At 64.7% G+C, this 21,100-nt stretch carries 22 protein-coding genes; 13 read left to right on the top strand and 9 right to left on the bottom strand.

Annotated elements, in window-relative coordinates:
- Nucleotides 1–204 precede the first annotated feature (204 nt).
- The 3 genes from BMF89_RS01415 (at nt 205) to BMF89_RS01405 (ending at nt 2,596) form a co-directional block, all read left to right on the top strand.
- Complete coding sequence (locus BMF89_RS01415) at nt 205–729, top strand: flavodoxin domain-containing protein (RefSeq protein ID WP_078105295.1); 525 nt, start codon at nt 205–207, stop codon at nt 727–729.
- A gap of 15 nt (nt 730–744) precedes the next feature.
- Nucleotides 745–1,719 carry a 1-phosphofructokinase family hexose kinase gene (locus BMF89_RS01410; protein WP_253190645.1) on the top strand — a complete coding sequence of 325 codons (975 nt, stop codon included), beginning with the start codon at nt 745–747 and terminating at the stop codon, nt 1,717–1,719.
- 130 nt (nt 1,720–1,849) lie between these two features.
- The gene (locus tag BMF89_RS01405) at nt 1,850–2,596 is read left to right on the top strand and encodes a glucose 1-dehydrogenase (protein WP_078105293.1); all 747 of its coding nucleotides are present in this window, start codon (nt 1,850–1,852) and stop codon (nt 2,594–2,596) included.
- 61 nt (nt 2,597–2,657) lie between these two features.
- On the opposite strand, the gene pta is transcribed toward BMF89_RS01405, so the two are convergent.
- The 4 genes from pta to BMF89_RS01385 all read right to left on the bottom strand — a co-directional run bounded on the left by pta (nt 2,658) and on the right by BMF89_RS01385 (nt 7,979).
- Complete coding sequence (gene pta, locus BMF89_RS01400; protein WP_078105292.1) at nt 2,658–4,754, bottom strand: phosphate acetyltransferase; 2,097 nt, start codon at nt 4,752–4,754, stop codon at nt 2,658–2,660.
- A 99-nt stretch (nt 4,755–4,853) separates the two neighbouring features.
- Nucleotides 4,854–6,203, bottom strand: a complete 1,350-nt coding sequence (locus BMF89_RS01395) for a phosphoribosyltransferase (RefSeq protein WP_078105333.1) — start codon at nt 6,201–6,203, stop codon at nt 4,854–4,856.
- Between the two features lie 36 nt (nt 6,204–6,239).
- Complete coding sequence (locus BMF89_RS01390) at nt 6,240–6,914, bottom strand: BON domain-containing protein (protein WP_078105291.1); 675 nt, start codon at nt 6,912–6,914, stop codon at nt 6,240–6,242.
- A 204-nt stretch (nt 6,915–7,118) separates the two neighbouring features.
- On the bottom strand, nt 7,119–7,979 hold the full coding sequence (locus tag BMF89_RS01385; protein ID WP_078105290.1) for a universal stress protein: 861 nt from the start codon (nt 7,977–7,979) through the stop codon (nt 7,119–7,121).
- Nucleotides 7,980–8,237: 258 nt separating this feature from the next.
- On the opposite strand from BMF89_RS01385, the gene BMF89_RS01380 reads away from it, so the two are divergent.
- The gene (locus BMF89_RS01380) at nt 8,238–8,708 is read left to right on the top strand and encodes a DUF805 domain-containing protein (protein ID WP_078105332.1); all 471 of its coding nucleotides are present in this window, start codon (nt 8,238–8,240) and stop codon (nt 8,706–8,708) included.
- Here the strand turns inward: BMF89_RS01380 and BMF89_RS01375 are convergent.
- Genes BMF89_RS01375 through BMF89_RS01365 form a run of 3 tightly spaced genes read right to left on the bottom strand, consistent with a single transcriptional unit; the run spans nt 8,699 to nt 11,806 of the window.
- Nucleotides 8,699–9,202 (bottom strand): MarR family transcriptional regulator, encoded by a 504-nt coding sequence (locus BMF89_RS01375; RefSeq protein ID WP_078105289.1) that lies wholly within the window; start codon nt 9,200–9,202, stop codon nt 8,699–8,701. The genes BMF89_RS01380 and BMF89_RS01375 overlap by 10 nt on opposite strands.
- The gene (locus BMF89_RS01370; protein WP_253190644.1) at nt 9,199–10,821 is read right to left on the bottom strand and encodes a hypothetical protein; all 1,623 of its coding nucleotides are present in this window, start codon (nt 10,819–10,821) and stop codon (nt 9,199–9,201) included. The genes BMF89_RS01375 and BMF89_RS01370 overlap by 4 nt, the downstream gene beginning before the upstream one ends.
- A gap of 1 nt (nt 10,822) precedes the next feature.
- Entirely contained in the window at nt 10,823–11,806 is a 984-nt protein-coding gene (locus BMF89_RS01365; protein ID WP_078105331.1) for an ABC transporter ATP-binding protein, read from the bottom strand.
- A gap of 189 nt (nt 11,807–11,995) precedes the next feature.
- Between BMF89_RS01365 and BMF89_RS01360 the strand changes: the two genes are divergently transcribed.
- The 9 genes from BMF89_RS01360 to BMF89_RS01320 are packed head-to-tail and all read left to right on the top strand — an operon-like array spanning nt 11,996 to nt 19,177.
- The gene (locus BMF89_RS01360; protein WP_078105287.1) at nt 11,996–12,280 is read left to right on the top strand and encodes a hypothetical protein; all 285 of its coding nucleotides are present in this window, start codon (nt 11,996–11,998) and stop codon (nt 12,278–12,280) included.
- A complete protein-coding gene (locus BMF89_RS01355; RefSeq protein ID WP_078105286.1) occupies nt 12,280–13,215 on the top strand; it encodes an FAD:protein FMN transferase in 936 nt (311 codons plus the stop codon). Before BMF89_RS01360 ends, BMF89_RS01355 begins: the two co-directional genes overlap by 1 nt.
- The gene (locus BMF89_RS01350; RefSeq protein ID WP_078105285.1) at nt 13,212–13,781 is read left to right on the top strand and encodes a ferric reductase-like transmembrane domain-containing protein; all 570 of its coding nucleotides are present in this window, start codon (nt 13,212–13,214) and stop codon (nt 13,779–13,781) included. Before BMF89_RS01355 ends, BMF89_RS01350 begins: the two co-directional genes overlap by 4 nt.
- A complete protein-coding gene (locus BMF89_RS01345) occupies nt 13,778–15,001 on the top strand; it encodes an NADH-ubiquinone oxidoreductase-F iron-sulfur binding region domain-containing protein (protein ID WP_078105284.1) in 1,224 nt (407 codons plus the stop codon). Before BMF89_RS01350 ends, BMF89_RS01345 begins: the two co-directional genes overlap by 4 nt.
- Nucleotides 14,998–15,213 (top strand): ferredoxin, encoded by a 216-nt coding sequence (locus tag BMF89_RS01340; RefSeq protein WP_078105283.1) that lies wholly within the window; start codon nt 14,998–15,000, stop codon nt 15,211–15,213. The genes BMF89_RS01345 and BMF89_RS01340 overlap by 4 nt, the downstream gene beginning before the upstream one ends.
- Nucleotides 15,214–15,250: 37 nt before the next feature.
- Complete coding sequence (locus BMF89_RS01335; RefSeq protein ID WP_078105282.1) at nt 15,251–15,922, top strand: response regulator transcription factor; 672 nt, start codon at nt 15,251–15,253, stop codon at nt 15,920–15,922.
- A complete protein-coding gene (locus tag BMF89_RS01330) occupies nt 15,919–17,211 on the top strand; it encodes a HAMP domain-containing sensor histidine kinase (RefSeq protein WP_078105281.1) in 1,293 nt (430 codons plus the stop codon). The genes BMF89_RS01335 and BMF89_RS01330 overlap by 4 nt, the downstream gene beginning before the upstream one ends.
- Before the next feature lie 59 nt (nt 17,212–17,270).
- Nucleotides 17,271–18,686, top strand: a complete 1,416-nt coding sequence (locus BMF89_RS01325; RefSeq protein ID WP_253190643.1) for a ferredoxin reductase family protein — start codon at nt 17,271–17,273, stop codon at nt 18,684–18,686.
- Nucleotides 18,683–19,177: an FMN-binding protein gene (locus BMF89_RS01320; RefSeq protein WP_078105280.1), complete on the top strand. Its 495-nt coding sequence runs from the start codon at nt 18,683–18,685 to the stop codon at nt 19,175–19,177. Before BMF89_RS01325 ends, BMF89_RS01320 begins: the two co-directional genes overlap by 4 nt.
- 12 nt (nt 19,178–19,189) lie before the next feature.
- Here the strand turns inward: BMF89_RS01320 and BMF89_RS01315 are convergent, their stop codons facing one another.
- Together BMF89_RS01315 and BMF89_RS01310 are read right to left on the bottom strand one after the other, a co-directional pair.
- Entirely contained in the window at nt 19,190–20,143 is a 954-nt protein-coding gene (locus BMF89_RS01315) for a hypothetical protein (protein WP_253190642.1), read from the bottom strand.
- A complete protein-coding gene (locus tag BMF89_RS01310; RefSeq protein WP_078105279.1) occupies nt 20,140–20,841 on the bottom strand; it encodes a cytochrome b N-terminal domain-containing protein in 702 nt (233 codons plus the stop codon). Before BMF89_RS01310 ends, BMF89_RS01315 begins: the two co-directional genes overlap by 4 nt.
- Nucleotides 20,842–21,100 lie beyond the last annotated feature (259 nt).

The raw sequence follows: 21,100 nt of genomic DNA, 5'->3' as shown, positions 1-21,100 counted from the left end.
CAAAACATCATGGCCGGTGTCTGCATCCGGGTCGGTTCCGAGAGGGTCCTCTTAGCCGCCGGGGAGCTCCGGAAGTTCCTCCTGCTCGCACCGGACGCCATGGCGGGCTGAAGCCTTGGCATTCGGAGGACCGGGAGGGCGTCGGCAATAGGCCGATGACTTTCGGCTCTGGCAGGGGCCCGTCATCAGGCCCAGTCTTGGAGCATGACCTACCTTGTTGCCTACGCAAGTGCCCTGGGGTCCACCCGGGAAGTAGCTCAACGTGTTGCTTCCCGCATGGAGGTTGCGCTCGGCGACGTCGAATGCCGGTCCGTGGAGGAGGTGGTGTTCGTCTCCCGCTATGAGGGCATTGTGGTCGGCAGCGCCATCCACAACCAGGCGTGGCTGCCCCCGGCTTTGCTGTTCCTCTCACGCCATGAACTTGAGTTGGCCAAGCGACCCGTCTGGGCCTTCAGCGTCGGGATGGCCGACGCGCTGCCAAAGCCGTTTCGTAAGCGCGGTGCAGCGATACAACAGGAGCGGCTCGGAAGAGTCCTGTCCAAGAGAGTCCCGCTTCGCGGACACAAGGTCTTTTCCGGTGTCTACAAGGCCAGGCAGATGCCGGCGCCGCTCCGATTGATGTTCCGGCTCGCCGGCGGCCGCTTCGGGGACCTGCGGGACTGGTCTGCCATTGACGCTTGGACGGATCAGATTATTGCCCGATTCGCAAAACCTCGTTCGCCCCTGTAAGGAATCGCTGCTCCTATGCTTGCTCTTATGGAAGCCCCCCAGCCAACGCGCGCGAAGCCGATTCTTACCCTCACGGTGAACCCGGCACTGGACGTCAGCACTTCGACTGAGCGGGTCTACAGCGGTCATAAGCTCCGGTGCGGCGGCAGCCGCCTCGACCCCGGTGGCGGGGGCATCAATGTTGCCAGGGTAATCCAACGGCTCGGGGGGAATGTCCTGGCTGTATACAGTGCAGGCGGACCCACCGGGGAAGCATACCGGCGGCTGATAGAAGCTGAGCGGATCCCTTCGGTGGTCATACCGGTCCAGGGGGACACCCGACAGAACTTCACCGTGGATGAGGATTCGACCGGGAACCAATTCCGTTTCGTACTCCAAGGCGCGGAGCTCAGCGAAGGGGAGTGGGGCACCTGCCTGGAAGTCGTTGCCCGGTCAGTTCCGGTTGGCGGATACGTGGTGGCCAGCGGCAGCTTGCCGCCCGGAGTTCCGGAGGACTTCTATGCCCGGATTGCCCGCCTCGTGCGGAAAGGCGATGCACGATGCGTTGTGGACAGCTCGGGGCCGGCCCTCTCCAAAGCACTTGCCGAGGGTGTTTTTCTCGTCAAACCCAGTCGGCGCGAGTTGGGCGAACATTTCGGAGCACTGCTTCAGAGTGAAGAAAGCCAGGTCGATGCCGCTTTGGCACTCGTTGCCGACGGATGTGCTGAATATGTTGCGTTGACCCTTGGCGACGCCGGAGCCGTGCTGGCTTCCAAAAAGGGCGTAACCCGTTTGCAGGCGCCGCCAGTGCAGGTGCTCAGCACCGTCGGAGCCGGTGACAGTTTCCTTGGAGCATTCGTGCTGCGGTTGGCGCAGGGGCGCCCTGTTGAGGCGGCCTTCAGCTCGGCTGTCGCGGCGGGAAGCGCGGCCGCGATGACCCCCGCTACGGAACTGTGCCACAGGCATGACGTCGAACGCCTGGAGAAGGAAGTCACTGCCGCAGCGGATTGATTCTGGTGACGGGCCTGTGACTTTCGGCCCTGTCGAGGACCGATGCGCGGGCCCAGTCTTAGATCAAAGCGATCAAGGGTTGAGCCTGAGCTTGCTTGGAGTCCTCGCCGTCACACTGAAGGAGCATCACATGGAACGGGTCATCGACAAGGTTGCGCTGGTCAGCGGAGGCGCACGCGGTATTGGAGCCGCTGTGGCGTCCCGGCTGCACGGTGAAGGTGCAAAAGTTGTCATCGGCGACATCCTGGACGAAGAGGGTAAGGAAACCGCGGAGCGCATGGGCTCGAGCGCGCTCTACGTCCATCTCGACGTGACCAGCCCGCAGGACTGGGAGGCAGCGGTGAGCGCCGCCGTCGAAACCTTCGGAGGCCTGAACATCCTGGTGAACAATGCCGGGATCGTGAACTTCGCCTCCATCGAGGACTACACCCTGGAGCAGTGGGACAACGTCATCGGCGTCAACCTGACCGGCACGTTCAAAGGAATCAAGGCCGCGATCCCGGCCCTGCGGCAGTCCAAGGGCGGGTCGATCATCAACATTTCCTCGATTGCCGGAATCCGGGGTTATGAGCAGATCCCCGGGTACACCGCCTCGAAGTTTGGCGTGCGTGGACTGACCAAGAGCGTCGCGCTGGATCTGGGGCGCCATGGCATCAGGGTGAACTCTGTCCATCCCGGAGTCATCTCCACCCCGATGACGGCCGACATGCCAATGGACATGAGCCACGTGGCGCTCAGCCGGATGGGTCATCCGGGGGAAGTCGCGGACCTCGTCCTGTACCTGGCTTCGAATGAGTCTTCGTTCGTCACCGGAGCCGAGTTCGTCATCGACGGCGGCGACACTGCAGGAACAGTCACCCCGCCTGAGGAAGGGTAGCCCTAACCGTGGCCGGACGAGCGTGCGCGTAGGCAGTGCCCCGGCGCGTTGACAGGCTGCGTCAAGCCTGGCCTCGTGCCAGGGGGTCGGCGACCTGGGACTGTACGGCAGTGATGGCAACAGTGTTGATGATGTCTTCCACCGTTGAACCCCTGGAGAGATCGTTTATCGGCTTGCGGAGGCCTTGCAGGATGGGCCCGACCGCGACCGCCCCCGACGACTGCTCAACAGCCTTGTACGTGTTGTTGCCGGTATTCAGGTCGGGGAAGATGAACACCGTCGCTTGGCCGGCAACGGTGGACGCGGGCAATTTGAAATTGGCAATTGCGGCATCCACGGCGGCGTCATATTGGATTGGGCCCTCAACGGGAAGCTCCGGCCGGGCTGTCTTGACCAAAGCGGTCGCGCGGCGCACCTTGTCCACCGCACCGCCTGTGCCCGAACCTCCGGTGGAGTAGGACAGCATGGCGACCCTGGGCTCCACGCCGAACTGCGCGGCGGTGTCTGCGGATGCAATCGCGATATCGGCAAGTTGCCACTCCGTCGGCTCAGGGATGACGGCACAGTCGCCATACACGAGGACGCGGTCGGGGAAGAGCATGAAGAACACCGATGACACCGTGCGCACACCATCCCGGGTTTTCACGAACTCCAGGGCCGGACGGATGGTATTCGCCGTGGTGTGGGAAGCTCCGGAAACCATCCCGTCCGCTTCGCCCAGTTGAACCATCATGGTGCCAAAATAGGCTCCCTCCAGCATGATTTCCCTCGCCCGGGCCAAGACCATTCCCTTGTGCGCCCGTAGTCGTTGGTATTCCGCTGCATAACGCTCGCGCAAGTTCGACGTTGCCGGATCCACAACAACCAGCCCGTCAAGGTCGATCCCCTGAGCTGCGGCCAACCCATCGACGGCGGCCTTGTTCCCCAGGATGATCAGTTCACAGACATCCCTCCGGTGCAGGAGCTCAGCGGCGCGGAGCACCCTGGCGTCTTCTCCCTCTGTCAGGACGATCCGCCGCTTCTGTACCCGGGCACGCTCGATGAGTTCGTGCAGAAAGCGCAAAGGCGTGACGGTGGTTGGCCTTGGCAAGGACAATCTTTCCAGGACTTCCCGCTCGTCAACGCAGCGCGCCCATGCGCCGAGTGCGGCCGCCACCTTGCGGTGCTGGCCGGCGTGTATTTCGCTGCGCACGCCGGCGGTCAAATGGGCCGCGGTGTACGTACCTTCTTCGCTGGTGAATACCGGAAACGGTGCATGGTTGAGCAGTGGACGGACATGGGCGTCCGCGTCCAACCCTTCGGTCAGGATCATGGCGCTCGGGGTGGGGAATTGGGGCGACAAGGCAGATGCCAAACAAGCAACCATCACATCTGCCCGGTCTCCGGGAACAATCACCAGGTCCCCTGTACCGAGCCCACTCAGGAAATTGCCTACGGTCATTGCGGCCACGGTGACCCGGCCGACGTCGCGGTCAAGCTCTGTGCTGCCGCCCGCGTGGCTCAAGCGAAGCGCAGCCGAAATGTCTCCCACCGTCGGGCGCGATATCTCTGCTATTTCCGGAATGACGTAGACAGGACGTCTGCTGACGCCCGGCCGCAATGCGGCATGAATGTCGCCGACCGTGCTGGCGTCGGCCCGGTTGACCATGACAGATAGAAGGGAGCAATGCATGGAAGCAAGCTCCTTGCGCGCCACATCGACGGCATCGGCAGTTTCTTCGGAAGACAGCCCCTTTGCGCCGACCACCGCCAGCACTGGCAATCCCAGATTGTTGGCAAGCCTGGCATTCAGGTCGAATTCAGCGGCCGCGTCGTGGCCCCTGAGGCCTGAGCCCTCGACGATCACCACGTCACACTGCTTCGCGATCTGGCCGTACGTCACGACGGCGTCCCCGAATATCTCGTCTCCTCGTCCAGCGCCCAACAAGCCAAGCGCCACGGGGAGTGTGATTCCACCCAGGCAAAGGGATGGATTGAGCCCATACATTTCCCGAATCAGGAGAATCATGGGATCGTGGCTGGCGTCGGGGCCTTCCACGATCGGTCGAAAGAAGCCGACCCTATCTGCATGCCGGTGCAGGGTGTCGGCCAGCCCAAGGCTCACCAACGATTTTCCGGACTCCGGTGTGACGGCACTGACGTAGATACCTGTGACCATGCGCTTTGCCCTCCGTCTGCCGCTGATTCGCCCTGTCGTGAGGATCGTCCGGATCTGAAGGATTGGCCAGTGCCAAAGGTCATGCGGAGGCGTGCCTTTTCAGAGCAGCCCACTGGGCGCGGACTCTGCGGCCCGGGCGGAAGGCCCGGGCGGGAGGAGATAGTGGACGAACCAGTGGGCTGCAAGTGACGCGGCGTGGTTGAGTGTTCCGGGTTCTTCGAAGAGGTGTGTGGCTCCGGGGATGATCTCCAAGCGGGTCGGGGAGCGCATCATGGCCATGGCCTGGCGGTTGAGGGCAAGGACCTGGGGATCGGCGCTTCCCACGATCAGGAGAGTCGGAGCGCTCACGGCGGCCAGACGCGGGCCGGCAAGGTCCGGGCGGCCGCCTCGTGAAACAATGGCGGCTATCCGCGCATCGGGTTCGGCCGCGGCCCAGAGCGCGGCAGCGGCGCCGGTGCTGGCGCCGAAATAACCGAGGCGGCTGGCCGAGGTGCCATCGTCGCCGCCTACCCAGAGGGTTGCTGCCGTGAGCCGTTGCGCGAGCAGGGCGATGTCGAAGACGTTCCCCCGGTTGACTTCCTCTGCGGGGGTCAGCAGATCCAAGAGGAGTGTGCCCAGTCCGGCGGCCTGGAGGACCGCTGCGACGAACCTGTTGCGGGGGCTGTGACGGCTGCTGCCGCTGCCGTGCGCGAACACGACGAGGCCGTCGCACCTGGCTGGCAGGTGCAGGGTTCCCTGGAGTCTGAGCGCACCGGAGGGGATTTCCACCTCTTCGTCGAAGCCGGCATGCTCCGTTTTCCCGAGGGAAGGCAGCCGCTGCTCTGCGGCGTCGAGCAGTTGCACGACTTCCTCGTCCCCGGTGGGGGCGAAGTCACGGTAATGGTAGCCGACGGCCTGGAAGTCCTGCGCCGGTACCAGGCAGACGACGTCGTCGGGCTCCGCCAGCGAGGACAGCAGCCGGGCGGGGGCCACCGGCACGGCGAGGATCACCCGTGCAGCGCCCAATTGCCGCGCAACCCGGCAGGCAACGCGCGCTGTCGACCCGGTAGCGCAGCCATCATCGACCACGATTGCCGCGCACCCGTGAAGGTCCCTTCGGGGCCGGCCCTGGCGGTACCTCACAACCCGGGACTCCAACAAATCACGCTCGCGACGTTCGACGGCGCTCAGGTCCTCTTGGGTGACCCCCGTGGCCTCTATGATGTGCGAGTCGAGCACGCGGGCGTTTCCTTCCCCGATGGCGCCCATTGCCAGTTCGGGTTGGAACGGCACGCCCAGCTTGCGCACCACAATGACGTCCAGCGGCGCGTCGAGCACTTTTGCCACTTCGAACGCGACCGGCACCCCGCCGCGGGGCAACCCCAGAACCACCACGTTCTGCCCCTTCCACGGGGCCAGTCGTTGTCCCAGTTTCCGCCCGGCATCCACCCGGTCCCGGAAGTCATGCATCACCATCACCAACCTGTCCGGACCTGCGCCCCTTATCTAGTCCGGGTGCACGTCAAGTTGGTTGTGGACGGCGCTCACGTGGGGTGAGGACCAGGCGGCTTTGCCCGCTGCTTTGCGTTCGTTCCAGCTCGCGACCCTGCCGGTGAGCGTCACTTCGGTCCCGTCGACCGCCACCACGATCCTGTCAGCATCCAGTGCCGCCTGCCGGCCGATGGCGTTCTTGACCCGGGTCTTGGTATCGAAGGCGGATGCGCGGCCCTTGAGAGTGATGAGGTTCTGCACCGACCGGACACCGCGGAGATGTTCGACGGCGTGGGCTGCTGCTTCGCGTTCGTAGTTCCAATCCACGTTCCCGGTCAGGGTGATGGCGTGGTTGCGGACTTCCACGGTGACCGTGCCCTCGGGTACCACCGCGTTTGCCCGGAGCGCACTGAGCGCGGCTTCGGCGATGTCAGTGTCGGTGGTCGGGCCGCCGAGGTAGTGGACGGTGAGTTCATCGGCGAGGGCCGTGACTCCCCGGACCCGTAGGGCCGCCTTCCTGGCCGCCAGCCGGGCCGAGTAGGTGGGAACCTCGCCCGTGAGGGTCACGGCTCCAGAGGTGGCAGCGACGCCGATGTGGGAGGCGTCAACCTCGGGTGTCCAGTCGAGCTCATTCAAGACGGCCTGCTGCAGATCATGGTCCGAGCGCGGCGCATTGGCGAAGGCGGTCATGATGGATCCTTGTCCGCTGCGGTTGATGGGTTCTCAGGCATGGCGCACACTCCTTCTGGCCGGTGGGTGTTTTCATTTCATCCCCAACGCCCGGGACCGGGTAGGGGCATAAGCCCCTACCCGGTCCCGGTGACCGGCGCGCGGCCCGTGCTGTGCTTTTGAAGCGGAAGCGGCTCGGCGGTTGGAAGTGACCGGGCTGGATGTTTAACCCGTGAGTTTTACCCGCCGCACCCGCGTAATGACGGTTGGGCAGGGCAGGGACCTGAGTACGGTGTGGGCAGTCGATCCCATGAGGAGGCGCTTGAAGCTCCCCTTTCCACGGCTTCCCAGCACCAGCATCGTGGCGTTGGCCGCGGCATCCGTGAGTGCTTCCGCCGGTTCGTTGTTGGACAACAGAACCTGGTGGACAACCATGTCGGGGTAGTTTTCGGCCAGACCGGCGACGGTCTCGGCGAGGACGATTCGTTCCTCTTCCAGGATGTCCTCGGCAACGTCGGCCGCCGGCATGGCGCGATGAATGAGCGGCGGCGCGGGGACGGCGTGAACCACTGTCAGCTCCTCGCCGACCCTGTCCGCTTCGGCGGCGGCGAAGGAAACCGCTTGCGTTGATTCTTCGGAACCGTCAGCGCCGACCACAATGCCGCGGCGCCCTGTCATGTCCTGTCCCCCGACCACTGCCACAGGGCACAGCGCGACGGCGGCGATCTGCAGCGCCCTATCAGCGACGGGCCCTCCGGGCCAGTTGTGCCCGGTTCCGATGACGACCATCGAGGCTCCTTTGGACTGCTTCCTGAGCGCCTGCCCGGGGCTACCGGAGAACAGCAAGGTCTTTACCTGGACCGATGGCTCCAATTCGCCTGCATATGCTGCGGTTTTGCTCAGCAGCTCGTTTGCTGCGGTTCTGACCACCTCGCCCGTACTAACTGATTCGTCGAGCCACCGAGTGTCGACCGCGTGAACCAGCAGCACCGGCAGTTTCCGTCGAGCCGCCCGGTCCATTGCCCAAGCCAGCGCGGCCCGGCTCGCCTGGGTGTCAACGACGCCGACAACGATTGGTTTTTTCATGACTCTGTCCGCCTCCATGAAATGTGGCTCCCTCATTCAGGGTGCTCTACGCACCATCTTCTGCTCATTTGGCCCAGCCCGGCAGGGCCGGAAGTCCCGCAGGAGGCGCGCTTGCCGGCACCGGGGCCAGGGATCGAACGCACCCGCGGATCCTAGGCGGTGTCACCTGTCCCAGGCGGGGCTTTGTGCCCTGTTCGGACAGGCGGGACACGGCCTAGCATTCCGGTGTCGAATAGTCTGCATGGAAGGGCTTGAATGATGTCCAGCTATCAGCCCCAGAATCTTCCCCCGGGTGCAGTCCCGCTTGAATTGCCTTACTACGGAGCCCCGCCGGTCGAGGCCGTTAAACGATTCTGGAAAAAGTACGCAATCTTCCACGGCCGCGCTAGCCGCAGTGAGTATTGGTGGTGGTTCCTCGCCTCTGCCATTGTCTCAGGGGTCATCAATGCGGCCGGTGCTACAGGAAACGGCAACACCGGCACCTCGACGGCCCTTGGCGGCCTGTGGTTCCTGGCGACGGTTGTGCCTTCACTTGCCTTGGGCGCACGGCGCCTCCACGACGCGAATCTTAGTGCGCTCTTCTTGTTGCTCGCTCTGGTTCCGGTGCTCGGATGGATTGCGCTGCTCGTGTTTGTGCTCCTGCCGGCCAATCCCAGGGGTCAGCGCTTCGACCGATGGGTGCAGGCATACCCGCCGAACCCTCCGCAGCCGTATCCGCCTCAGGCTTGAGGCCCAGGCGGAGTCGGAGCGGCCTGGACCTTGACCCGCATGTGCTCCCACTCATCGAGGAGTGCCGGCAGCCTGGTCATGAGGAACCGGTAGAAGGCGCCCATCTCGCTCACCCTCGTCCTCGCCGGCGATCCTTCCGGGAGGCTTGACGCTGTGGAGTCGGCGAGCTCAGCCAGGCGCTGGTACACGGGGTTCTGCCGCAGCGAGGCGACGTACCACGCGTTGGCGGGGAGGGCATATCGGTCGCGCCTGCTGCCAGGCTGCGAGACCCGGTGGACGAAACCGACAGTCTGCAAGTACCGCACGGCGCCGGATACCGCGGCGGCGCTCGCGCCCAGTATCTCGGAGAGCTCGGCCGCGGTCAGCGAGCCGTCGTCGGAGACTACAAGGGCCATAAGGGAACGGGCCGGCATCTTGGGGAATCCGGCGGCCGTGAGCACCGCGGCGGACGTCTCGGCGGCGTCGGGCATCCGGGCGATGCCGGAGTCTGTCATGCCGTGCCCACCTCCCGGCGGCGCGCAGCCGCAAGCGCGAGCGCCGTGACCACGGCGGCGATGCCGAGCATCCAGAAACCGCCGCTCCAGTCGGTTCCGGTGCTTGTGGTGACGGGGGTGTGGGTGAAGGGTGAAAGGTCCCGGATCCTCTGGTCGAGGCCGAGCATGCCACCGTAGACGCCGAGGACAACGCCGATGCCCAGGAGCGCCCAGCCGGCAGGGATGGTGGCCCGGGGCCAGACGACGAAGACTGCGGCGGGCAGGGCGAGGTAGATGAGTGCTGCCGGGAGCTGGTCGACGGCAGTTTGCCAGACCTCGCCTGCGGAGCCTGAGGTATCTCCGGACGCAACGAGGGAGGCCCATGCTCCGACGGCGGTGAACGCCATCACCAGCACCACCGAGACCGTGCCGAGTCCGAGGAAGCTGCCCAGCCAGCGCATCCGGCCCACGGATCCGGCCACGACGGGCTCGGCAGTTCCGGCTGCCTCTTCCTGGCGCAGGCGCAGGACGGCCTGGAGGCCGCACGCGGCGGCAAGGATCCCGGCTACCTCGAACAGGGCAGCGACGAGGAGCTGGGTCATGGATGTGCCCTGTGCCTCGATCATGCCGCGAAGCACGGCCGTGATTTGGGGGTTGGAGGTGATCGAGGACTGGATCGCGGCCCCGAGCGAGCCTGTGAGGAGGCCCGTGGCAAGGCCGCCGATGCACCAGCCGATGATCGCGCCCTCCTGGAGGCGCAGAGCGAGGGAGAAGCTCCCGCGCAGCCAGGGCCGGGCATTGGCGCGTCCGGATCGTCCGGCGAGTACGCTCGCACCGACGTCACGGCGGGCCATGAGGGCTACGACGACGGCGGTGCACGCCGCCCCAAGCGCAAGTGGCAGAAGCAGCGGCCACCATCGGTTGCCCGTGTAGGCGAAGGTCTGCTGGCCCCAGCCGATGGGGGAGACCCAACTGGGCCATGCCGCCGTCATGGTCATTCCGTCGGGACTGACGTGTCCGGTCGCGTCGCCGAAGCCGCGCAGCAGGTATGCGAGCATCACGAGCGCCGAAGAAATGCCGTTGGCTCCCCGCGATGTACTGAAGAACTCCGAGGCCAACAGACCCACGCCGAGGAAGGCGAAGCCCACGGCGCCCGTGGCGAGACCGGCCACAAGTGAACCCGCGGGGTCAAGCCCGCCGGCGATGAAGCCGAGAGCAGTGGCCATGGCGACGACCACATTGGCCACCATGGCGTGAAGGACGGTCGCCCCGAGGGGGGCCCACCGCCCTGCGGCGGTGGCGGAGACGATCTCGGCCCGGCCCGACTCCTCTTCGGCCCTGGTGTGGCGGACGGCCATGAACGTATTCATGAGTCCCGCAAGGAGGGCCAGGAACGCGAAAATCTCAAAGAACGTGAACGAATCGAGCGCCGGGCCGCGCGGGAGGCCGCGCAGCACGAGGATCGCGGGCGCCGCGGTCGCGAGCTGCAGCACCTGCGCGCGCGTAGCGTCGTCGCCGAAGGACTTCGCTATGGCCGCGACGGCGAGCAGTGCGAGCCCGCCGATCGAGAGGATCCAGACGATGATCTGCCAGCGGTCCCGGCGCAAGCGCTGCCGGTACAGGATCCACAGCGCGCCCATCTCAGGCTCCCGCCGCGGCGGCTCGATGGCGCCGGTGATGGGTGCCGCCGTCGTCCGCAATCTGCGGGACGGCCTGGGCGACGGTGTCGCCATAGTGGCGAAGGAACAGCTCTTCGAGCGACGGAGGCGCAACGAGCAGGCCTTTGACCCCGAGTGTACCGAGAAGGGGCAGCACCTCGTGGACACGGTCGGAATCGGCGCCGAACTTGACGCGCCCCTCAACCACGGTGAGGTCGTGGACCTGCGACAGTGCGGCGAGGGCATGGGTGTCCACGCTGTCCTGCGCGAAGGAGACCTCCGTGCGGGTGAGGTGGCGCAGCGCATCGAGCGTGCCGCCGTCGACGATCCGGCCGGCGCGGATGATGCTGACGCGGTCGGCGAGCTGCTCGACTTCGGAGAGGATGTGGCTTGAGAGCAGGACTGTCGCTCCGTTCTCGCGCACGATCCGACGGATTTCTCGAGTGAAGGCGGCCTCCATGAGCGGGTCAAGGCCGCTCGTCGGCTCGTCGAGGAGATACAACTCAGCGTCTATGACGAGGGCGGAGATGAGCGCGACCTTCTGGCGGTTTCCCTTCGAATACGCGCGGCCCTTCTTGCCCGGGTCGAAGTCGAAGAGTTCGCAGAGGTGATGCTTGCGCTCCTTGTAGGCGGCGTGGTCCACAGCGCCGTCGCGGAGGCGGGAGAGGAGGTCGATGGCCTCGCCGCCGGAGAGGTTGGGCCAGAGGCTCACGTCTCCCGGGATGCTCGCGACGCGCCGGTGGAGTTCGACGGCGTCTGCCCAGGGACGCATGCCCAGCACGCTTGCGCTGCCCGACGACGGCCGGGCCAGACCGAGGAGGATGCGTAGCGTGGTGGTTTTTCCCGCGCCGTTCGGCCCGAGGAAGCCGTGGATCTCGCCTTTGTGGACCTCGAGGTCGAGGCCGTCGAGCGCTTTGACGCGCCCGAAGTTCTTGTGCAAGTCGACAGTCTGGATGACGGTGTCCATGACCACAAACGTACGCAGTTTTCACAAAATCTTGAATGATCCAAAGGCCCTTGTTTTCCGGCGCGGTCTGTGCGTGGGGTTCAGCATTTCTACACAGCTTCTACACAGGAAACGCTTAGCCGAGGCCAACTCTGGCGCTCCTAGAATTAACACAGCGACATCGGTCAAGCACCAGCCAAGGAGGCTGCCATGAACTCCAGGGAAAGTGGCCACAGGATCGCCCGTCAAGTGACATCGTGGGTGGGTGCCGCGAGCGTGGCCGGCGCCGTGGTCGTCGGTGCGGCCGTCTCGGCTCCGGCCGCGGCAGGCAATACCTCTTCGGGCAATACCTCTTCCGGCGACACGTCTTCCGGCAATACGGGGCAGTCCACCACTCCAAACTATGGCTCGCGCCACCACTACTCATCCACCTCGCCGGTGCAGCCCCTCGGGCCCGGATCAACCGCCCCGCAGGGCCGATCGTCAGGATCCTGATGGTAACGGCGGCGCGGCGCTGGGAGCTATGGGGCACCGAGGCATGTGTCATCGTCACCGAGCCATCGATGCTTGACCGGGCCGTCGATCTATGTCGGGACGTCTGCCACGGCGTTGAGATGGCGTGCAGCCGTTTCCGCGACGATTCGGAACTCATGATCTTCGGCAGCCGGCTATCCGAGGGGCAGGAAATCAGCGACGTACTCGCGGCGATCGTCCGCAGCGCATTGGCTGCTGCGGAAATGACCGACGGGGATGTGGACCCGACAATCGGGAGCGCGCTGCTTGGACTCGGGTATGACCGCGACTTCGCCCTTCTCGACGTGCCCAGGAACCGGGCGGCGGAGCCGCAGGGATCAATTGCCGTGACAACAGTTGCCCCGGCCTGGATCCGCATAGGACTTGCCGGAAACAGGCTTGAAGTGCCCAAGGGCCTCATGCTTGACTTTGGTGCGATCGGCAAAGCCTTGGCGGCCGACTGGGCCGCGCAGCGGATTTCGTCAACGCTTGGCTGCGGTTCGATGGTGAGTCTGGGCGGCGATCTGGCCACCGCGGGGGAGGCGCCCCCGGAGGGGTGGGTGGTGCTGGTCCAGGATTTGCCGGACGATCCTTCCGGCTGCGTCCGCCTGAAATCCGGCTATGCGGTGGCCACATCGAGTACGCAAAAGCGCCGATGGAGCCATTCCGGCCGACAAGTCCACCACATCATCGACCCGCACACGGGATTGCCGGCGGAAGCCTTCTGGAGGACGGTGACGGTGGCGGCGAAAAGCTGCGCGGAAGCCAATACAATCTCCACCGCATGCGTAGTGCGGGGCCGCCGCGCGCCGTCGTGGTTGCGGGACTTAGGCGTGCCTGCCCGCTTGGTCGACAGTGCAGGCAGGGTATCCACTTGCGGTGGCTGGCCTCCAGACGAGATGGCGGGTCAATCATGAACACCGTATTCGATCAGGCTCTTTGGGCTGTGGGCCGAGGCTCCGGCGTCGTGGCCCTCGTGCTCCTGACACTTTCCGTCCTGCTGGGAATTGGCGTCCGCTCCGGGCGGGCTGTCGTGGGGATCCCGCGGTTTGCCGTCACGTTGGTGCACCGCAATGTCTCACTCTTTTCGCTCTTGTTTGTTGTGGTCCATGTTGTGTCCTTGCTCTTTGATCCATTCGCCCAACTGAGGCTGGTGGATTTCTTCGTTCCCTTCCTGGGCGCATATCAGCCGTTCTGGCTCGGACTTGGGACGATAGCCTTCGATCTCCTGATCGTCGTGACGATCACCGCTTTGCTTCGCAACAAGATCGGTCCCAGGACGTTCAAGGCCGTGCACTGGCTGGTCTATGCGATGTGGCCCGTTTCGGTGCTTCATGCCATCGGAAACGGTACGAACGGCCGCGAACCCTGGTTCCTCGTCCTTGCCGTGCTGTGCCTGCTGGCAGTGGGAGGGGCCATCGCGTGGAGGTTGCACGAAGACTTTGTCGAATACCGGAACGTGCGCAGCCAGGAAACCCGATGACGTCGGACCAGAGCACCATAAGCCGCCGGGACCATGTTGCCGGTCCGGCCGGCGCAACACGATTGTTTGCCGCCGGTTCAGCCGATTTGGCCAGCCACGAGGCTGCCTTTGGTCCGCTTCCGGCAATGGACCTGGCCCTGTTGATCGACGAACTGTTGCAGTCCGGGCTGGATGGCCGCGGAGGGGCAGGGTTTGCGGCTTGGCAAAAGTTGGCGTCGGTCCCCGCTGGTGGACGGCGGCCGGTCGTCGTCGCCAACGGCGCGGAAGGCGAACCGTTGAGCCAGAAGGACGCAGCCCTGCTGCACAACGCCCCCCATTTGGTGATCGACGGCATCCTGATCGCAGGCCGGAGCCTTGGCGCCAGGGAATTGCATTTGTATGCCGGCGCGAAGCAGCTGGTTCCCGTCGCCCGCGCTTTGGAAGAGCGCCGGGAGGCGCGTATACGCCTGCACGAAGCACCGGATACATTTATCTCCGGAGAAGCGGCCGCGGCTATCAGTGCTATTTCCGGGGGCCTGGCTATCCCGCGCGACCGAACAAAGCGCCTGAGCGACAGCGGACTGAATGGGCGGCCGACCCTGGTCCACAACGTGGAGACACTGGCGCACCTCGCCCTGATCGCCCGCTTCGGTTCTACGTGGTTCCGCGGCGTCGGAACCGGCTCTGCGCCCGGGTCCAGGCTCATCACCCTGTCCGGGAACTCGGCCGGACCAAGAGTCTACGAGATCCCGACCGGCGTGCACCTGACGGAGATCCTCCTGAGTACCGGTATCGAGCTGCCGTCTGTTCGCGCTGCTCTTGTGGGCGGGTACCACGGCACGTGGCTCGCCGCGGACCAGCTCGACGCACCGTTCTCAAAGGAAGGGCTGGCCCCTGTGGGTGCCAGGACAGGTGCGGGGATCGTCATGACGCTGGACTCCGGCTCCTGTGGCCTCGCGGCTACCGCTGACATTCTGGCCTACTTGTCCGGCCAGTCGGCGCGCCAGTGTGGTCCGTGCACCAACGGCCTTCCCGCGATCGCAAGGCTGTTCGCGCGCCTGGCTTACGGTGACACCAACGGGAAACTTCCGCAGGAGATCAGCCGGCTCGCTGTTCTCGTGACCGGCCGGGGCAGCTGCGCCCATCCGGACGGGACAGCACGGCTTGCCTCCAGTGCCCTGATGGCTTTTGCGGCCGACGTCGAAGCACACCTGCGCGGGCGATGCGAGGCGCTGCGATGACCGAGCGAAAGGTGTCGATGCACATCGACTGGACCCGTTGCGATGGCCGGGGCCTTTGCATCGAATTGCTTCCGGAACTGCTCACCCGCGACGATTGGGGATACCCGCTCGGCCGTGGCGGCTCCGATATCGCCATCCCCCGGAACCTGGAAGACGCGGCCCGGGACGCAGTGGCGCTGTGCCCGGTGCAAGCGCTCAGCCTGCACCAATGACGCCGTTGGCCCCAGCTCCGCCGCCTATACTCCGACTATGAATGAGATGAAGCCGCGCGTTCTTTTGGTCGAGGATGACGTGGAGCTTCGGGCGATGTTGGAGGAGTTGCTGCTTGGCGAGGGCTACGACGTGTCCAGCGCTTCGGATGGACAGAAAGGCCTCCACCTCGCGCTGACCGGGGAGTTCGACGTCCTGGTTCTAGACCGGGGCCTCCCGGTCATGGACGGGTTGAACCTGTTGACGAAACTGCGCAGGGAGGGCGTCGAGACGGCTGCGCTCATTTTGTCGGCATTGGGCAATCCTGCGGACAGGGTCGAGGGGCTCGACGCCGGTGCGGAGGACTACCTGTCGAAGCCGTTCGACGTCGAGGAACTTCTGGCCCGGCTGCGTGCCTTACGACGGCGGCATATCGCCGCCGCGACGACCCTGCGGATCAGTGGTGGTCATTTTGACCTTGAAGCGCGCAGCGTGACCCGCTCTGATGGTTCCGTCGTGGTGCTGTCCGAACGGGAAAGCGCCTTGCTGGAGGAGCTGGCACGCTGGCCGAACCGGGTCTTCGGGCGTGGCGAGATCCTTGAATACGTCTTCCCGAACGCCGAGGAGGCAGGGGTGGTCGATACGTATGTCCATTACCTCCGGCGGAAGCTGGGACGGGGGAGCGTGCGGACGGTTCATGGCGTCGGCTACAGGATCGGTACGCTCGCATGAAGGGCCAAGCCGAGGACGAACTGCAGCGTTCCTCCTGGCGACTGGCCCTGCAGACCGGAGCTTTGTTGGTGCTGCTTTTGGTGGCGATTGCCGGATCGGTACTTTTGATTGTCAGCACGAGCCAGGCCAGCGCAGCCCAACGCCTCCTGACCACCGCCACCGAGCACGTGGACTCGATCGTTGACGCCCCCGCCGGAACCTGGCTCGCGATCTCCAATCAGGGCGTGTTGACGGTGTCCCCGGGGATGCCCTCCGGGCTGCCGGACCTCAAGGCCATCGAGGCGGTCGCCGCCAGCGGAGACGCCGCCCAGGAGGACGTTTCCATAGCTGGCCGCCCGTACACCGTCCGGACCGCCGATTCCGGAAGCCGGGTAGTCCAAGCAGTGTTCGATCGCCACGAGAATCTGGAGGAATTGAATCGGCTGGGCCTGGCCCTGTTGTTGACTTGCGGCGGAGCGGTGGCGTTGGCGAGCCTTCTGGCGGTGTGGTTGGCCCGGCGAGCCATGCGGCCCATGGCCGAGGCCCTCGACCGGCAGCGGCGATTCGTCGCGGATGCAAGCCACGAACTGCGCACGCCGCTGACCTTGCTGAGTATGCGGGCGCAAATGCTGCGGCGCCGTGTGGCATCTTCTCCGCTCCAGGAACCGCCGGCAAGCATCGAGGCGGACGTGGATGCCATGGTTGAAGATTCGCGCTCACTGACCCGTCTGCTCGAAGACTTGCTCATCTCGGCGGATTCACGGAGGATCGAGCTCACGGAGATCGACGTCGTGGCACTGGCGGACGACGTCGTCGAGTCGTTTTCCGTCTCCGCCGCGCGTCGCGATGTCACGGTTGAACGAAGTGGACTAACCGGGCCGCAGGGAATCATTGCCGCTCCAACCGCGCTGCGCCGGCTTTTCGTGGCCCTGCTGGACAACGCCGTCCGTTTCGCCCGGGAAAGGGTGGACGTGGCGGTAACGGCAGACTCGAGGACCCTGGTCATCACGGTCCGCGATGACGGGCCCGGATTTGCCGACGATGTCCGGCCACGGGCCTTCGAGCGATTCGCAACCGCGCCGCCAGCCGACGCCGCTCCGGAGGACGGCGCCGCGGCGCGACACTACGGTCTCGGACTCGCCCTCGTGGCTGAAGTGGCCGCGCAGCACGGCGGCCGGGCGGAAATCGGTGCGCAACCGTCCGGAGCGGCCGTCGTGGTGCATCTGCCGATCCGAACGAACCGAGGGAACTCTCCAGCAGCCGGTTCCTGGTTACGCGCCTTTGTTTCCAGGGTTCGAAGAATGTTCTAAGAACCCGAACCTAGCATTGCGAGCATGAGCAGACCATGGGGCGCCAGCGGAGGTAGCAGATGACGGCCCGGGCCGGAGCGACGGACCGGACGACCACCCAGCGGCGGATGCCGCAACGGGCGCGTTATCTGCGGCGGGCACGCCTGGCGGACTTCTTGGAAACCATCGTCTGGTTGTCGGTCGCCCTCGTCCTGGCACTGTTCCTGGCGGACAGCGGACTGGTGGAGTTCAAGACCGTCCCGGGCGCCTTTACCGCCGTCGGCATCATTGCGGGGCTCGTAGGAACCGACCTGATGCTGATCCAACTCCTCCTTGCGGCGCGGCTCCCGGTCATTGACCGGGCTTTTGGCCACGACCGGGCCTTGTTGGTCCACCAGCGCTTGGGCAAGCCCGTCTTCTACCTCATTTCCTCACATGTGCTGCTGCTCTGGGTCGGCTACGCGCTGACGTCGCGATTGAACGTGTTTGCGGAAATATGGGACATGTTCATCTCGCTGCCCGACATGAAGGTCGCCTACCTGGGGTATGCGCTGTTAGCCATCGTCGCGATCACCTCATTGGTACTTGTCCGGCGGAAGTTTTCCTACGAGGCATGGCATGTTGTCCACTTCCTTGCATATGGCGCCGTTCTTGCGGCCCTACCGCACCAGTTCAGCACCGGGCAATTGTTCGCGGACGGAACCTGGGCGCGCTACTACTGGCTCACGCTCTACCTCGGGGTCGCGGCAGCTCTGCTGGTCTATCGGTTCATCATTCCCGTGTTGCGGACTCTGCGCCACGACCTTCGGGTGAGCAACATCTTCACCGAGGCGCCGGGCGTGTACTCCATCGAGATGACCGGACGATCGCTTGCGGACCTTCGGGTCCGCGGCGGCCAATTCTTCATCTGGCGCTTCTGGTCACGCGGGCTCTGGTGGCACGCCCACCCTTTCTCGCTCTCGGCGGCCCCCGGGGTCCTGCGCCTCAAAGTCACCGTTCGTGAGCTAGGAGGCGGAACCGCCGAATTGAGTGCGCTCCCGATCGGCACCAGGGTAAGCATCGAAGGACCCTACGGACTCTTCACAGACCGGGCCCGGACTACCCGGCGGGCTGTTGCCGTCGCGGCCGGCATCGGAATCACGCCTATCATCTCCTTGCTGGAGCAGGGCGACTTTGCTCCCGGCGAGATGACGGTGATCGTCAGGGCGCCGGACGAGAAGGGTCTGTACCTCTACCGCGAGCTCCAGAAACTGTGTGTCAAGAAATCTGCAACGCTCTACGTCCTGTTGGGGCGTCGGCCGAAAAGGGGCCACGACAGCTGGCTTCCGGCCCGCGAGGCCAGCCACCGCATGAGCCTGTCCACGATCGTCCCCCATGTGCGGGACGCCGACGTGTTCGTGTGCGGACCGAGCGACTGGACAGACCTGGTGGTTGAGGACGCAAGACGCGCGGGCGTGCCCCGGTTCCGCATCCACTACGAAAGGTTCAGCTGGTGAGGGCCCGTAGCGCCGTACTGGCCGGCCTCGCTTCCGCCGCCGTCCTCCTGATCGGGTGGCATGCCGGAAACCAAGCTGATTCCGCATCCAGCCGCACCACAACGAAGGCGGCCAATCCGCCGTCGGGCACCGGAACGCTTTCCGGGCCGGGCAGCCCGACGGCGGGAAGCACCAGCGCCGGTCCCGCGGGCCCGGTCGCTTCCGGTGCGAAAGATGGAACCTTCGACGGCAGCCAGATCCAGACCCGGTACGGCACGGTGCAAGTCCAGGCCGTGATATCCGGCGGCAAGATCGCCGACGTGGTACCGCTGCAGCTCACCGACGTCGGGTCCCTGTCCGGTGAAATCGACCAGCAGGCCGTGCCGATGCTCAAATCCGAGGTGCTATCGAGCCAATCAACAAACGTGGACACAGTGGGAGGGGCTACTTACACGAGCGAGGGCTACCTCAGCTCGTTGCAGGCGGCGCTCGACGCAGCGAACTTCAAGTGAACGCGCGCGGGACTAGCGGTGCTTGTAGTAGTCCCTCCAGATCAAGCGGTGCACGGGTATGCGGCGTGGCAAGGACCTGAGTCCGGGGATGAAGGGCACCAGGGTCAGGAGCAGCGTCAGGATCACCATGGAGAACACCACAAGGACATCGGCGTTCGGCGATGATTTGAACGGTTCCACTTGGTAGAGGGCGGAGAAGAGCCAAAGCCAAGACTGGCCGGGATAGTTCCCGGTTTCATTCATCATTCCCCACTGGTCGCCCGTCAGGTGCTGGGCGTCGGCGAGGCCAGGGAAGTAGGTACCGTCACCGAGGAACAGGATGCTGGCTTTGTAATCGGTGTTGTAGAAGGAGCCCTTTGCGCTCATTACCGGATCAAGTGCGCCTTGCTGCGCCATGGTCAGAAGTGCCCCGGTGAGGGCCGGTACGGGGCCGAAGTCGCCGGGACCCACTTTGGCCGGGTCGTTGTCCGGAGCCTTGCTGAGGGCGTCCGTGTAGGCGGCAGTCCACGCAGTGTGTTGAGCGTCGCTTGCCTTCGTCCATTCCTCGACCGCAGCCGGGGGTGTCGGAAGGGTCTGGAGGGGAGTGATGACGAAGTCGCTTGCGGTGTCGATCGGTAGCCGCACGCCCGAAAGGCTCTGAAGGTCGATAGGGCCGAGTTTTTGCGAGGCATCGGGCGTCGAATTGTAGGGCGGTCCATACCCTGCGGTATGGCTGGTACCGCCAAGTTCTGCGGTTGCCGTTGCCACGAAATCCGCGGGCTGGGCCTGGGCCCATGACTTGAGGGTCACGCTGGGGTCGTCCGGCGAGCTGAAGACTGCTGAGAGCCCAAGGACAAGCAGCCCGACAACCACCAGGCCGACAGCAAGTTCCTTGAACAGGTCGTATTCGCGCAACGTGCCGGTCCATGGCCTGCTGGCGATGTCATTTCGTGCACGCCATGACGTTGACCCTGGAGCCTTGCTCATTTCTTGTCCTCGCTGTCAGTGGCCGGGTTTGGCGCCGTCGATCGTAGCTGGGCATCGGATGCCGCGGCGTCCAACGGGGGCACCACGCCGTGCATCCGAACGAGAACAACGTGAAGGGCGACGACGACGGCGACCACCAGGGGAAGGAGCGTGATGTGCCACATGAGTAGCTGGCCTAGATCGGCGACGTTGAACCATGCACCTATGCCGACCGCGTTGAGGGCGTCTTTTGCCTGGAACGCAATCCACTGCGAATCGAAATTTGTTTGAAGGAGGTATCCGGTAAAGGCGGTGACAATCGAGACGACGAATGCGAGCATCCCGGTGATCCACGTCAGCACCCTGCCGCCCCGCCAGGCAGCCATCCAATATTTGCCCCAAAGGTGGATCACCATGAACATGAAGAACAGTTCAACGCTCCACAAATGGGTGCTGTTGATGAAACGGCCCAGGCCGGAGACGTGGAACCAGGTGGGTCCGTTCAACGCCAGTACGGCACCGGAACCGAGGATATAGACGAACGCTGCAACGGCGCCCATGCCGAAGACGTAAATCCAGGACGATACGTAGCTCGGCTGGCCTTCGGGAAGCAGCTTGTCCGGTGGCAGCCGGCGCAAGGCCCAGCCCCGGGCCTTTCCTGTCCAGGTGGAAAAGCGTGGCTCGTCGTCAGTCGGAACGGGCGCGCGGTCAACCCTCATTTTCGACTCCTTCGGCCTGGAAACGGAACCACCAGAGCGAGAATGAATAGCACGACCATAATCGCAATCACCATCAGATTGCCGAATTGGATGAGGAAGTCACCCCACTGGAAATAGATTCCGGGATCCGGCATTCCAGCATCCGACTGTTCTATTCCGAGCATCATGGCCTCTTTCGACGAAGGGCGTTCCTGAGGGTGAGAACCTGTCCTTAGAACGAAACGCTACAAGCTTGCTGGCCAACAGACACGGGTCCAAG

Origin of the sequence: Arthrobacter sp. SRS-W-1-2016 (genome assembly GCF_002009585.1) — a bacterium.
GTDB lineage: Bacteria > Actinomycetota > Actinomycetes > Actinomycetales > Micrococcaceae > Arthrobacter > Arthrobacter bambusae_A.
The sequence above is the reverse complement of the archived record's forward strand: the minus strand, read 5'-3'. Positions and strand labels throughout refer to the sequence as shown.